Annotated in this window: 11 protein-coding genes; 9 read left to right on the top strand and 2 right to left on the bottom strand. The window is 69.9% G+C overall.

Annotated elements, in window-relative coordinates:
• Positions 1 to 14 precede the first annotated feature (14 nt).
• The 4 genes from EDF69_RS03930 (at position 15) to gltB (ending at position 7612) form a co-directional block, all read left to right on the top strand.
• Positions 15 to 815: an undecaprenyl-diphosphate phosphatase gene (locus EDF69_RS03930; RefSeq protein ID WP_132883996.1), complete on the top strand. Its 801-nt coding sequence runs from the start codon at positions 15 to 17 to the stop codon at positions 813 to 815.
• A gap of 154 nt (positions 816 to 969) precedes the next feature.
• Positions 970 to 2451: an NAD(P)-dependent oxidoreductase gene (locus EDF69_RS03925; protein WP_132883995.1), complete on the top strand. Its 1482-nt coding sequence runs from the start codon at positions 970 to 972 to the stop codon at positions 2449 to 2451.
• The gene (locus EDF69_RS03920; RefSeq protein ID WP_204991307.1) at positions 2451 to 3077 is read left to right on the top strand and encodes a DUF2059 domain-containing protein; all 627 of its coding nucleotides are present in this window, start codon (positions 2451 to 2453) and stop codon (positions 3075 to 3077) included. Before EDF69_RS03925 ends, EDF69_RS03920 begins: the two co-directional genes overlap by 1 nt.
• On the top strand, positions 3077 to 7612 hold the full coding sequence (gltB, locus tag EDF69_RS03915) for a glutamate synthase large subunit (RefSeq protein ID WP_132883993.1): 4536 nt from the start codon (positions 3077 to 3079) through the stop codon (positions 7610 to 7612). The genes EDF69_RS03920 and gltB overlap by 1 nt, the downstream gene beginning before the upstream one ends.
• 76 nt (positions 7613 to 7688) lie before the next feature.
• Here gltB and EDF69_RS03910 read toward each other — a convergent pair whose 3' ends face one another.
• On the bottom strand, positions 7689 to 8675 hold the full coding sequence (locus EDF69_RS03910; RefSeq protein WP_239555278.1) for an alpha/beta hydrolase: 987 nt from the start codon (positions 8673 to 8675) through the stop codon (positions 7689 to 7691).
• A gap of 274 nt (positions 8676 to 8949) precedes the next feature.
• The gene (locus EDF69_RS03905; RefSeq protein ID WP_339537985.1) at positions 8950 to 9399 is read right to left on the bottom strand and encodes a TlpA family protein disulfide reductase; all 450 of its coding nucleotides are present in this window, start codon (positions 9397 to 9399) and stop codon (positions 8950 to 8952) included.
• Between the two features lie 148 nt (positions 9400 to 9547).
• On the opposite strand from EDF69_RS03905, the gene argH reads away from it, so the two are divergent.
• The 5 genes from argH to EDF69_RS03880 are packed head-to-tail and all read left to right on the top strand — an operon-like array spanning position 9548 to position 14166.
• Complete coding sequence (gene argH / locus EDF69_RS03900; RefSeq protein WP_132883990.1) at positions 9548 to 10927, top strand: argininosuccinate lyase; 1380 nt, start codon at positions 9548 to 9550, stop codon at positions 10925 to 10927.
• The gene (locus tag EDF69_RS03895; protein WP_132883989.1) at positions 10924 to 11169 is read left to right on the top strand and encodes a hypothetical protein; all 246 of its coding nucleotides are present in this window, start codon (positions 10924 to 10926) and stop codon (positions 11167 to 11169) included. Before argH ends, EDF69_RS03895 begins: the two co-directional genes overlap by 4 nt.
• 12 nt (positions 11170 to 11181) lie before the next feature.
• Complete coding sequence (gene lysA, locus EDF69_RS03890; RefSeq protein WP_132883988.1) at positions 11182 to 12444, top strand: diaminopimelate decarboxylase; 1263 nt, start codon at positions 11182 to 11184, stop codon at positions 12442 to 12444.
• A gap of 1 nt (position 12445) precedes the next feature.
• The gene (locus EDF69_RS03885; RefSeq protein WP_132883987.1) at positions 12446 to 13210 is read left to right on the top strand and encodes a precorrin-2 dehydrogenase/sirohydrochlorin ferrochelatase family protein; all 765 of its coding nucleotides are present in this window, start codon (positions 12446 to 12448) and stop codon (positions 13208 to 13210) included.
• Positions 13207 to 14166, top strand: a complete 960-nt coding sequence (locus EDF69_RS03880) for a CorA family divalent cation transporter (RefSeq protein ID WP_132883986.1) — start codon at positions 13207 to 13209, stop codon at positions 14164 to 14166. The genes EDF69_RS03885 and EDF69_RS03880 overlap by 4 nt, the downstream gene beginning before the upstream one ends.
• Positions 14167 to 14171 lie beyond the last annotated feature (5 nt).

The raw sequence follows: 14171 nt of genomic DNA, 5'->3' as shown, positions 1-14171 counted from the left end.
GGACGGGACACTCAATGACCGATCTCCTGACCATCATCCTCCTCGGCATCGTCGAGGGGGTCACCGAGTTCCTGCCCGTCTCCTCGACCGGCCACCTGATCCTGGCCGGGGCCCTGCTGGGCTTCAAGGGCGAGGCATCGGGCACGTTCGAGATCGTGATCCAGCTGGGCGCGATCCTGTCGGTGATCGTCCTCTACTGGCGGCGCTTCTGGGACGTGTTCGTGGGGCTCGGCCGGCGCGACCCCCGTGCCATCGCCTTCACCCGCAACGTCGCCCTCGCCTTCCTGCCCTCCGCCGTCATCGGCCTGATCGTCTACAAGATGGTCAAGGCGATGCTGGAGAGCCCGATGACGGTCGCGGTCGCGCTGGTCGTCGGCGGCATCGCCATCCTGGTGATCGAACGGCTGGTGAAGACGCCCCGCACCACGGACGTCGAACAGATCAGCTGGAAGGTCGCGCTCGGCATCGGCCTCATCCAGTGCCTGGCGATGATCCCGGGCGTCAGCCGCTCGGGCGCCACCATCATGGGCGCGCTGGGCCTGGGCGTCGATCGCAAGACCGCGGCGGAGTTCAGCTTCTTCCTCGCCGTGCCCACCATGCTCGCGGCCTCCGCCTATGATCTCTACAAGAACGCGGCCGACATCGGCAGCGACGGCTGGCTCGCGATCGCGATCGGCTTTGTCGTCTCCTTCGTCGTCGCGCTGCTGGTGATCCGCTGGTTCCTGGGCATCGTCACCCGCCACGGATTCACCCCCTTCGCCTGGTATCGAATCGTCGCCGGCGGCGTCGCCATCGTCTGGCTGTCGCAGCTGTAGGTCCGGATCGGCCACATCTTCTTCGCTGAAGATGCGAGTGCTTCGCAACTCCGGCAGCTTCTGCGAAGAACAAGGTCAGCAATGCTGACCTAACGACAGAATATTGCGTGACTTGGGCCTCCGGCTGTGCTTTTCGCACACGCCGGAGGAAGTCATGGCTGCTGACCAGATGCTCAAGTTCGTTGCGCGCCCCCAGGCCTATCCGGCCAAGCGGGAGCCGGAGTTGCGCGCGGAAGACTTCCGCGAGATCGCAGACCGCTATGCGACGCCCACGGCCGAGGCGCAGGCCGGCCGCTGCTCGCAATGCGGCGTGCCCTATTGCTCGGTCCACTGCCCGCTTCACAACCACATCCCCGACTGGCTGCGCCTGACGGCGGAAGGCCGGCTGCGCGAGGCGTACGAGCTCTCCAACGCCACCTCGACCATGCCCGAGATCTGCGGCCGTATCTGCCCGCAGGACCGGCTGTGCGAGGGCAATTGCGTCATCGAATTCTCCGGCCACGGCGCCGTCACCATCGGTTCGGTGGAGAAGTTCATCACCGACAAGGCGTGGGACGAGGGTTGGGTCGAGCCCGTCGCCGTCGGCCCGGAGCGCGGCCAGTCCGTCGGCATCATCGGCGCGGGCCCGGCGGGACTGTCGGCCGCCGACTGGCTGCGCACCGCGGGCTATGAGGTGCATGTCTACGACCGGCACGATCGCGCCGGCGGCCTGCTGACCTATGGCATCCCCGGCTTCAAGCTCGAGAAGCACGTCGTCACCCGCCGCGTGCAGCGGCTGAAGGACGCCGGCATCGTCTTCCACGAGGGCTTCGAGGTCGGGCGCGACGCCACCATGGAGCAACTGCGCCAGCGCCACGACGCGCTGCTGGTCGCAACCGGCGTCTACAAGCCGCGCGCCATCAAGGCGCCGGGCGTCGCCACCGACGGCGTGGTCGATGCGCTCGACTATCTCACCGCCTCCAACCGCAAGAGCTTCGGCGACGCGGTGCCCGCCTTCGACGGCGGCGCGCTCAATGCGGAGGGCAAGAAGGTCGTCGTGATCGGCGGCGGCGATACCGCGATGGACTGCGTCCGCACCGCCATTCGTCAGGGCGCGACCTCGGTGAAGTGCCTCTACCGTCGCGACCGCGCCAACATGCCCGGCTCGCAGCGCGAAGTCGCCAATGCCGAGGAGGAAGGCGCCGAGTTCGTCTGGCTCTCCGCCCCCGCCGCGTTCGAGGGCGAGGGCAAGGTCACGGCCGTCCGCGCAAGCGCCATGCGCCTCGGCGCCCCCGACGCTACCGGCCGCCGCGCGCCGGAAGTCGATCCCGGCAGCGAGTTCGTGCTGGAGGCCGATCTCGTCATCAAGGCGCTCGGCTTCGATGCGGAGGACCTGCCCACCCTGTTCGGCACGCCCGATCTGGGCGTCACCCGCTGGGGCACGCTGCGCGTCGACGGCAAGTCGATGATGACCAGCCTGGACGGCGTGTTCGCCGCCGGCGACATCGTCCGTGGCGCGAGCCTGGTCGTCTGGGCGATCCGCGACGGGCGCGACGTCTCCGAACACATGCACCGCTACCTGCGGGAAAAGGCCAAGGCCGCAAAGGCCGGCGCCGCCCCCGTGCCGGAGCGCCAGGCGACGATGGTCGCGGCATGATGCGTGCGCTCTGCCTGGCAGCGGCGGTGCTCGCGGCCCCGGTCGCGAGCGCGCAGACCGCAGCGCCGCCCGCGACCGGGTCGACCGCAGTCGATCCCGCGCGCCGCGCCGCCGCCGAGCGCACCGTGGCGCTGCTCGTGCCGCAGGGCGTCTATGCGCGGATGATGCGCGAGCAATATCCGCGCATGATGGAGGCGATGCTGACCAGCATGGGCGGAATCTCCGCGGAGGATGCCGGCGGCAGCGCGCCCGGCAGCATCCTGGACGCCGCCCGCGCCAAGGACCCTGCCTTCGACGAGCGCATGCGGATCATGACGAAGGTCATGGGCGACGAACTGGCGCCGATCATGACGCAAGTGGAGCCGCAGGTCCGCGCTGGCCTCGCATCCGCCTTCGCGCGCCGCTTCACCGTGGCCCAGCTCGCCGACATGAACGCCTTCTTCGCCACCCCCTCGGGCAAGGCCTTTGCCGACAATTTCCTGTCGCTGTTCGCCGATCCCGACATGCTGCGCGAAATGTCCAAGACGACCCCGCTGCTGATGCGGGCGATGCCGCAGATCATGAAAAAGGTGGAAGCCGCCACCGCCCACCTGCCCCCGCCGCCCAAGCCCGAAAGCGCCGACTGATGCCCACCCTCGAATCCGAACGCCTCCGCCTCGCTCGCGAAGGCATGTACCGCCCCGAATTCGAGAGCGACGCGTGCGGCGTCGGCCTGGTCGCCGCCACCGATGGCACCAGCTCGCGCCGCGTCGTCCAGTCGGCGATCGATGCCCTGCGCGCGGTGTGGCACCGCGGCGCGGTCGATGCCGACGGCAAGACCGGGGACGGCGCGGGGTTGCACGTCGATCTCCCCACCCGCTTCTTCGAGGATGCGGTGTCGCTCGCCGGCCACCGCATGCGCCCGAACCGGCTCGCGGTCGGCATGATCTTCCTGCCGCGCACGGACCTCGGCGCCCAGGAGACCTGCCGCACCATCGTCGAGAGCGAGATCATCGACGCCGGCTACACCATCTACGGATGGCGCCAGGTGCCGGTCGACGTGTCGGTGATCGGCCTGAAGGCGCAGGCCACCCGTCCGGAAATCGAGCAGATCATGATCGCCGGGCCGCTGCCCGACGACGTGGACGCGGCCGAGTTCGAAAAGAACCTCTATCTCGTCCGCCGCCGGATCGAGAAGCGCGTGATCGCAGCGCAGATCAGCGGCTTCTACATCTGCTCGCTGTCGTGCCGGTCGATCATCTACAAGGGGCTGTTCCTCGCGGAGTCCCTCTCGGACTTCTACCCGGACCTGAAGGACGACCGGTTCGAGAGCCGCGTCGCGATCTTCCACCAGCGCTATTCCACCAACACCTTCCCGCAATGGTGGCTGGCCCAGCCGTTCCGCTGCCTCGCCCACAATGGCGAGGTGAACACGATCCGCGGCAACAAGAACTGGATGCTCAGCCACGAGATCAAGATGGCGAGCCTGGCGTTCGGCGAGCGTTCTGAGGACATCAAGCCGGTGATCCCCGCCGGCGCCTCCGACACCGCCGCGCTCGACGCCGTGTTCGAAGCGATCTGCCGCTCCGGCCGCGACGCGCCCACCGCGAAGCTGATGCTGGTGCCGGAAGCCTGGCAGGAGAACGAAGACCTGCCCGCCGGCCACCTGGCGATGTACGAATATCTCGCTTCGGTGATGGAGCCGTGGGACGGCCCGGCGGCACTGGCGATGACCGACGGCCGCTGGGCGGTCGCCGGCATGGACCGCAATGCGCTGCGCCCCTTGCGCTACACCCAGACGAACGACGGCTTGCTGATCGTCGGCTCCGAAGCCGGCATGGTCGTGGTGCCGGAGGCGACGGTGCTCGCCAAGGGTCGCCTGGGTCCCGGCCAGATGATCGCCGTCGACCTGCACGAAGGCCGCGTCTTCGACGATCGCACGATCAAGGACCAGCTCGCGGCCGAGGCCGACTACGCGTCCATGATCCAGAACTTCCTGACCATCGACGATCTCGCACCCGTAGCCGGCGAGCAGCTGCCGCGCTACGACCGCGCCGAGCTCGCGCGCCGTCAGGTCGCCGCCGGCCAGACGCTGGAGGACATGGAGCTGATTCTCTCGCCGATGGTCGAGGGGGGCAAGGAAGCGATCGGCTCGATGGGCGACGACACGCCGCTCGCCGTCATCTCGGACAAACCCCGCCTCGTCAGCCAGTTCTTCCGCCAGAACTTCAGCCAGGTGACCAACCCGCCGATCGACCCCTTGCGCGAACGGCATGTCATGTCGCTGCGCACCCGCTTCGGCAATTTCTCCAACATCCTCGACACGCGCGGCCGCCCCAATGCGGTGCTGGTGCTCGACAGCCCCGTCCTCACCAGCGAGGACTGGCTGCGGCTCAAGCGCTATTTCGGTGCCCAGTCGGCCGAGATCGACTGCACGTTCGAGGCCGGCGACGACCACGAGGTTCTGCGCGCCGCCATCCAGCGCATCCGTCAGGAGGCCGAACAGGCCGTGCGCGAAGGCCGCAGCGAGCTGTTCCTGACCGACGAGAACGTCGGGCCGGACCGGGTGGCGATCCCGGGCGTCCTCGCGGCCGCCGCCGTCCACACCCACCTCGTGCGTCGCGGCCTGCGCGCCTATGCGTCGGTCAACGTCCGCACCGCCGAATGCCTCGACACGCATTATTATGCGGTACTGGTCGGCGTCGGCGCGACCACGGTGAACGCCTATCTGTCCGAGGCCGCGATCGCCGATCGCCACGCCCGTGGCCTGTTCGGCGACATGACCCTCGACCAGTGCCTCGGCCAGCATCGCCATGCGGTCAACGAGGGCCTGCTCAAGATCCTGTCGAAGATGGGCATCGCCGTCATCTCCAGCTATCGCGGCGGCTACAACTTCGAAGCGGTCGGCCTCAGCCGGGCGCTGGTCAACGACCTCTTCCCCGGCATGCCGGCGAAGATCTCGGGCGAGGGCTATCACTCGCTCCACTATAGCGCGATGCTCAAGCATCAGGCGGCGTTCGACCGCGGCGTCGCCACGCTCCCGATCGGCGGCTTCTACCGCCAGCGCGACGGCGGCGAAACCCACGCCTATTCGGCGCAGCTCATGCACCTGTTGCAGTCGGCCGTCGCCCGCGACAGCTTCTCGACCTACATGCAGTTCTCGCGCGGGGTACGCGATCTGCCGCCGGTCTATCTGCGCGACCTGCTCGAGTTCAACTATCCCGACGAGGGGATCGCGATCGAGAAGGTCGAGGCGATCACCGAGATCCGCAAGCGCTTCGTCACCCCCGGCATGTCGCTGGGCGCGCTCTCGCCCGAGGCGCACGAGACGCTGGCGATCGCGATGAACCGCATCGGTGCCAAGGCGGTGTCGGGCGAGGGCGGCGAGGACAAGGCGCGCTACCAGCCCTACGAGAACGGCGACAACGCCAACTCGACGATCAAGCAGATCGCGTCGGGCCGCTTCGGCGTCACCGCGGAATATCTCAACGCCTGCGACGAGATCGAGATCAAGGTGGCCCAGGGCGCCAAGCCCGGCGAGGGTGGCCAGCTGCCGGGCTTCAAGGTGACCGAGTTCATCGCCAAGCTGCGCCACGCGACGCCCGGCGTCACGCTGATCTCGCCGCCGCCGCACCACGACATCTACTCGATCGAGGATCTCGCGCAGCTCATCTACGACTGCAAGCAGATCAACCCGCGCGCCCGCGTCTGCGTGAAGCTGGTCTCCTCGGCCGGCATCGGCACGGTCGCGGCCGGGGTCGCCAAGGCGCATGCCGACGTCATCCTGGTCTCCGGCCATGTCGGCGGCACCGGCGCTTCGCCCCAGACCTCGATCAAATACGCCGGCACGCCCTGGGAAATGGGCCTGTCGGAGGTCAACCAGACGCTCACCCTCAACGGCTTGCGCGGCCGCGTCACGCTGCGCACCGACGGCGGGCTCAAGACCGGGCGCGACATCGTCATCGCCGCGATCCTGGGGGCCGAGGAGTTCGGCATCGGCACGCTGAGCCTGGTGGCGATGGGCTGCATCATGGTGCGCCAGTGCCATTCGAACACCTGCCCGGTCGGCGTGTGCGTGCAGGACGAAAAGCTGCGCGCCAAGTTCACCGGCTCGCCCGAGAAGGTCATCAACCTGATGACCTTCATCGCCGAGGAAGTGCGCGAGATCCTGGCCCGCCTCGGCGTCTCCAGCCTGGACGAAGTGATCGGCCGCACCGAGCTGCTCCGCCAGGTCAGCCGCGGTGCCGAGCATCTCGACGACCTCGACCTGAACCCCGTGCTCGCCAAGGTCGACGCGACCGATGCCGAGCGTCGCTTCTCGCTCAACACCTTCCGCAACGAGGTGCCCGACAGCCTCGACGCGCAGATGATCAAGGACGCGGCCGCCGTCTTCTCGCGCGGCGAAAAGATGCAGCTGACCTATTCGGTGCGCAACACGCACCGCGCGGTCGGCACGCGCCTCTCCAGCGAGATCACCCGCACCTTCGGCATGTCCAAGCTCGCCGACGGCCACGTCACCATCCGCCTGCGCGGCACCGCCGGCCAGTCGCTCGGCGCCTTCCTGTGCAAGGGCATTACGCTGGAAGTGTTCGGCGACGCCAACGACTATGTCGGAAAGGGGCTGTCGGGCGGCGTCATCGTCGTGCGCCCGATGGTGAGCTCCAGGCTCGTCAGCCAGCACAACACCATCGTCGGCAACACTGTGCTCTATGGCGCGACCTCGGGCCGGCTGTTCGCCGCCGGCCAGGCGGGCGAGCGCTTCGCGGTCCGCAACTCGGGCGCGACCGTCGTGGTCGAGGGCTGCGGCGCGAACGGCTGCGAATACATGACCGGCGGCGTCGCGGTGGTGCTGGGCGACACCGGCACGAACTTCGGCGCGGGCATGACCGGCGGCATGGCCTTCGTCTACGACGCCGAGGACCGCTTCCCCCGCCACGCCAACCCGGAAAGCATCGTCTGGCAGCGCCTCGACTCGGCGCATTGGGAAGGCGTGCTGCGCGACCTGGTCGAACAGCACCACCGCGCCACCGACAGCCGCTGGTCCGGCGAGATCCTCGAAGACTGGGAGCGCAGCCGCACGCGGTTCTGGCAGGTGGTGCCCAAGGAAATGCTCACGCGGCTTGCGCAGCCGCTCTCCGACAGCCCGGCCGAGGCATCGGAGGAAATGGTGGCGGCGGAGTGATCCGATCCCCGGTCCGGCCTAGGCCGGATCGGGGACTACCCATCCGGGCGGCACGCGACGCATACCGCCTCGGACGTCACAGCATGCCGAGGTTGTGCAGCCACTGCCTGACCTGTCCGGGCCATTCCCGGGAGATCGGATCGGCCGTCGGTCGCATGCCGAAGGCATGGCCTCCCTTGGCATAGATCCGCATGTCCACCGGCACGCCTGCATCATTGAGCGCCAGGGCATAGGCCAAAGGCTGCCGGATCGGGTCCATGGGATCGTTCATCGCATGGAGGATCAGCGTCGGCGGTGCCTTGGGACTGATGGTCACCCAAGGCTTGAGCTCGAGACTGTTCCTGCCCTTGCTGTCGTCCAGCATCCGTGCCGTATAGGCGATGATCGCGAAATCGGGCCGGGGCGATTGCTGGTCCGCGGCGTCCGCAAGCGGATAGGTGCGCGCTTCGGTGTTGCTCATGTTCGCCGCCAGATAGGCACCCGCGGAAAAGCCGATCACGCCGATCCTGTGCGGATCGATCCCGTAGGACGATGCGCGCTGCCGCAGCAGTCCCATCGCGCGCTGCGCGTCCTCCAGGCCCAACAGCACCTTGGGCCGCTGCTGCTTCCCGTTCTCCCTCGGCCACGCTTGCGGCACCCGGTATTTCAGCACGGCACAGGTCATTCCCTGCTGCACCACCCAGTCGCAGATCTCGGTACCTTCCAGATCGGTCGCGACGACGTGGAATCCGCCCCCGGGCAGGACCAGCATGGCGGTCCCGTTGTTGCGACCTTTCGGGCGATAGAGGGTCATGGTCGGCCGGGTGACATAGCTCGCCCAATGCCATTTACGCCCTCCTACAAGCCCCGTTCCGTTGCCGGTCCCCTCGGGCCGATCGCCCGAGTCCGGCTTGGCCAGAGGCGTGCTCGCGGGCCAGAGCGGCATCTGAACCCCGCCGGCAGGAGGCTGCCATACGCCCGCCCGCTCGTTCTTCGGGAGGACGACCTCCGCAGGCGGTTTGTCGGTCCCGCCGCTCTGACCGCAGGCCGCGCCAGCGAAGCCGAGCGCAAGGAGAAGGGGCAAGAACCGGATCCGCGACAAACCGTATCTCCTGCTTCGAGGACGCGCCTCGGCGCCAGCAGGAGCAAAGGGTAGCGGCGCGATGCCACCGCGCAACCAGCAGCTTCCCGGCCCGCAAGATTCATGGGGACCAAGCCCCACGGCCCTCCCGCACCACCGTGCTCCTGCGCAGGCAGGAGCCCAGGGTTCCGCACGCTGCCGGCGGTTACGCTGCGTCGCCCTGAATCCCCGCCCGCGGAGGGGACACGACAAGAAACCGCCGCCGCGCGGCGCCCGCTCAGGCCCCCGCTTCGCCCAGCAACGTCCGCGCCTCGGCGCCGGTCCACTCCATCGCGCCCTGCACCCGCCACAGCTCCTTGCCCGCGGCATCGTACAGGATCGTCGTCGGCAGGTTCGCGTTCAGCCCCGTCGACAGCCCCAGCTTGGGATCGGCATAGGCGGCCAGGTTCTTCCAGCCGTGCTTGGCCAGGAACGGCGCCGCCGCCTTGCCGCCCTCCAGGTCCTGGCTCACCGCCACGACCTTGAGCTTCCCCTCGCCCGCGAGCGTATCGAGCGTCGGCATCTCCTGGATGCACGGCGCGCACCAGGTCGCCCACAAGTTCACCAGCACCGGCTTGCCTCGGAACGCCGCAAGGCTCGTCGGGGTGCCGTCCGGCCGCTCGAACTGCACGTCGGGCGCCGCCTCGCCCTTGTGGCTGCGATCGGCCGCACCCGCCTTTGCCGGCACCTCGCCGCCGCCGGTCGCAGCGACCTCGGGAACCGTGCCCGCTTCGTCTTGCCCGGTAGGCTGGGGTCGCCTATCGCAAGCCCCGGTTAGCAGCAGCGTTGTGGCAAGGAGAAGCGCGATTACCGAGCGCAAGGCAGGCTCCAATTCGATGTGGGGCGGGCGCTTCGCCGAGGGTCCCTCGGCTGTGATGCGGGAGATAAATGCCTCCATCCCGTTCGACAAGCGAATGTGGCAGCAGGACATTGCCGGATCGCAGGCCCATGCCGCGATGCTGGCCGCGCAGGGCATCCTGACGGCGGAGGACGCCGCCGCGATCCGCACCGGCCTCGACGGCGTCGCCGAGCATTATGCGCGCGAGGGCGTCGCCGAGGACCTCGCGCTCGAGGACATCCACATGCAGACCGAGGCGCGGCTGGCCGAGGCGATCGGCCCGGCCGCCGGCCGCCTGCACACCGCGCGCTCGCGCAACGATCAGGTCGCGACCGACTTCCGCCTGTGGGTGCGCGACGCGATCGACTCGGTCGATGCCGCGCTGGGCCAGCTCCAGGACGCGCTGATCGCGCGCGCCGACGAGCATGCCGAAACGGTGATGCCCGGCTTTACCCATCTCCAGGTCGCCCAGCCGGTGACGCTCGGCCACCACTTGATGGCCTACAACGCGATGGTGGCCCGCGACCGCGGCCGCTTCGCCGATGCCCGCGCCCGCCTCAACCGCTGCCCGCTCGGCGCCGCGGCACTGGCCGGCACCGGCTTTCCGATCGATCGCGAGGCGACCGCCCGCGCGCTCGGCTTCGATGGGCCCACCGACAACTCGCTCGACTCGGTGTCCGACCGCGACTTTGCGATCGAATATCTCACCGCCGCGGTTCAAGCCGCGCTGCACCTGTCGCGCATGGCCGAGGAATTCGTCCTCTGGGCGTCGCAGCCGTTCGGCTTCGTCTCCCTGTCGGACGCTTGGTCGACCGGCTCCTCGATCATGCCGCAAAAGCGCAACCCGGATGCGGCCGAGCTGGTGCGCGGCCATTCGGGACGCATCCTTGGGCACATGACCGCGCTGATGGTGACGATGAAGGGCCTGCCGCTCGCCTATTCGAAGGACATGCAGGACGACAAGCCGCCCGTGTTCGAGGCGACCGACCTGCTGGCCCTGTCGATCGCGGCGATGACCGGCATGGTCGAAAGCGCGACCTTCCGCCCGCAGCGCATGCGCGCGGCGCTGGAGGCGGGCTTCCCGACCGCCACCGACCTCGCCGACTGGCTGGTGCGCGAGGCGGGGCTGCCGTTCCGCGAGGCACACCACGTCACCGGTCGCACCGTGAAGCTCGCCGAGGAACGCGGCGTCGCGCTCGACGCGCTGCCGCTCGCCGATCTTCAGGCGATCGACCCGCGTATCACCGACAGCGTCTACACCGTGCTGACCGTGGATGCCTCGGTGCGCAGCCGCACCAGCTTCGGCGGCACCGCGCCGGATCGCGTGCGCGCCGCCGTCGCCGCCGCCCGCGCCGCCCGTGCAGAGGAAGCCGCATGACCCGTCGCCCGCTGCTGCTCGCCGCCGTCGCCCTCACGCTCGCCGGCTGCGGCGCGCGCCGCGACCTGCGGCCGGCCGAGGGCGAGGCGCTGCCGCCGCCGCCCTATGGCGCGACCGCGACCCCCACGCCCGGCGACCTGCTGACGCCCACGACGCAGCAGCGCCCCACCCGCAGCGACGAGCTGCTGCGCGAATCGACGGAACGCCAGGACGATCCGTTCGATATCCCGCCCCGCAACTGAGCCCCTGAACCCATGGACAATTTCCAGCTGCGCGACGGCGCGCTTCATGCCGAGGACGTGCCGCTGGCGGCGATCGCCGATGCGGTCGGCACGCCCGTCTACGTCTATTCGACCGCGACCCTCGCCCGCCATGTCGCCGTGTTCCGCGAAGCGCTTGCCGGCATCGACAACCCGCTGATCGCCTTCGCGGTCAAGGCCAATCCCAATGGCGCGGTGCTCGCGACCCTCGCCCGCGCCGGGCTTGGCGCCGACGTCGTCTCCGGCGGCGAGCTCGCACGCGCGCTCCATGCCGGCGTGCGGCCGCAGGACATCGTCTTCTCCGGCGTCGGCAAGACCGCAGAGGAAATGGCGCAGGCGCTCGACGCCGGCATCGGCCAGTTCAACGTCGAGTCCGAACCGGAACTCGACATGCTCTCCGCCGTCGCGACCGCACGCGGCGTCACCGCGCCGGTCGCGATCCGCGTCAATCCGGACGTGCTCGCCGGCACGCATTCGAAAATCTCGACCGGCGGCGCCGACAACAAGTTCGGCATCCCCTATGATCGCGCGCTCGACGCCTTCGCCCATGTCGCGGCGCTGCCGGGCCTGGAGGTGCGCGGCGTCGCCGTCCACATCGGCAGCCAGCTCACCGACCTCGGCCCGCTGGAGGCAGCCTTCGGCCGCGTCGGCGCGCTCATCGCCGAGCTGCGCGCGGCCGGCCACACCATCACGACCGCCGATCTCGGCGGCGGCCTCGGCGTCCCCTACGATCCCGCCAAGCCCGCGCCGCCCTCCCCCGCCGCCTATGGCGCAATGGTCCGCCGCGCCACCGCCGGCTGGGACGCGCGCCTGATCTTCGAGCCCGGCCGGCTCATCGTCGCCAACGCGGGCGTGCTGGTGTCGCGCGTGATCCGCGTGAAGCAGGGCGCCAACGCGCCGTTCGTGATCGTCGACGCGGCCATGAACGACCTGCTGCGCCCCAGCCTCTACGACGCCTATCACGCGATCGAGGCGGTGGCGCCCACCGGCCAGCGCGAGACCGTCAACGTCGTCGGCCCCGTGTGCGAGACTGGCGACACCTTCGCCACCGGCCGCACCATGGACCATGTCGCGGCCGGCGACCTCGTCGCCTTCCGCACCGCCGGCGCCTATGCCGCGTCCATGTCGAGCACCTACAACTCGCGCGCCCTCACCCCCGAGGTGCTGGTCTCGGGCGATCGCTTCGCCGTGGTCCGCGAGCGCCCGTCGATCCGGTCGATGGTCGAGGCCGACGTGCTGCCGGACTGGCTCGCCTGACATGATCGGGCTGCCGGTGCTGCTGCGGCTTGCCGGCAGGCCGGTGATCCTGAAGGGCACCGGCCCCGCCGCCGATGCCAAGCGCCGCCTGCTCGAACGCGCCGGGGCGGAGGTGGTCGGGGATCACCCCGACGCCCGCCTCGCCGTCGTCGCCCTCGCCGACGAGACGCAAGCCCACGCCGCCATCGCCGCGCTTCGCGCCCGCGGCATCCTGGTCAACGCGGTCGACCGGCCGGAGTTCTGCGACTTCACCTTGCCCGCGATCGTCGACCGCGATCCGCTGCTGGTCGCGGTCGCCACCGGCGGCATCTCGGCCGGCCTCGCCGCCGCCGTCCGCCAACGGCTCGAGACGCTGCTCCCCGCCGGTCTCGGCCGCCTCGCCGAACAGCTCCACGCCGCCCGCACCGCCCTGCGCCAGCGCTTTCCCGACGGCGATGCCCGCCGCCGCGCGCTCGGCACGGCGCTCTCCGCAGGCGGTGCGCTCGACCCGCTGACGGCACAGGATGATGACGCCGTCGCCCGCTGGCTCGACACCGCCGAGGCCCCGCCGTCCGAACACGTCCGCATCACCCTGCGCTCGCCCGACCCCGACGACCTCACCCTGCGCGAAGCCCGCCTGCTCGCCCGCGCCGACCGGCTGGTCCACGCCCCTGACGTGCCTGCCGCCATCCTCGACCGCGCCCGCGCCGATGCCGATCGCATCGCCGGCGACACCCCCCCGCCCGACGCCCCGGGCCTCACGATCCTGCTGGAGATGCTGCGTTGAACGGCTTTGCGATGCAGGTGAAGGACGGCACGGCCCGCACCATCTCCCTGGAGGATGCCGTCACCGCGGACGGCGCGCTGGTGTGGATCCACCTCCATGGCGAGGAGCCGGCGCTGCGCCCCTGGCTGGAGGGCGTCGCCGGCCTCCCCGCCTGGGTCGTCGACCCGCTGGTCGCGGTCGAGACGCGCCCGCGCTGCACCGCGATCGAGAACGGCGCCTTCGTCAACCTGCGCGGCCTTTCGCCCGACGATCTCGCCACCTCCGATCCGCTCGCCTCGGTGCGCCTCTATGCCGCCGCGGGCCGCGTGTTTTCGGTCACCCGCCACCGCCTAACCGCGATGCCCGCGGTCCGCGAAGAGGTCGAACAGGCCCAGGTCGCCGATCCGGGCGACCTGATCGTCGCCTTTGCCGAGGAGATCACGGGCGAGCTCGACCCGCTCGTCGCCGACCTCGGCGACACGCTCGACGACTGCGAGGGGGAACTGAGCGCCGACCGTGTGTTCGAGCTGCGCCGCATCGTCAGCCGCGCCCGCATCCAGGCGATCGGCTATCGCCGCTTCCTCAGCCCGCAGCGCGCCGCGCTCGAAAAGCTCTCGGCGCTGCCCGGCGACTGGCTCGGTGCCGACGACCGCCTCCACATCGCCGCCGCCGCCGACCAGGCCGCGCGCATGGCGGAGGAGCTGGAGGCGATCCGCGAGCGCGCCGCGCTGATCCACGAGACGCTCACCGATCTGCGCGCCGAACAGATCGACCAGCGCTCGCTCCAGATCGCGATCGTCGCGATGGTGTTCCTGCCGCTGACCTTCCTGACGGGCCTGCTCGGCATGAACGTCGAGGGGATCCCCTTCGCCCACGAACCCTGGGCCTTTGCCGGCGTGATCGGCGTCTGCGTTCTGCTCGCTGCCGGCATCACCGGCTGGTTCGTCCACCGCCACTGGCTGAACCGCGCAAGCTAGGAGCG

The sequence above is a fragment of the Sphingomonas sp. JUb134 genome (assembly GCF_004341505.2).
In the GTDB taxonomy this organism is placed as follows: domain Bacteria; phylum Pseudomonadota; class Alphaproteobacteria; order Sphingomonadales; family Sphingomonadaceae; genus Sphingomonas.
Note: the sequence above shows the minus strand (reverse complement) of the source record. Positions and strands in the feature narration are given on the sequence as shown.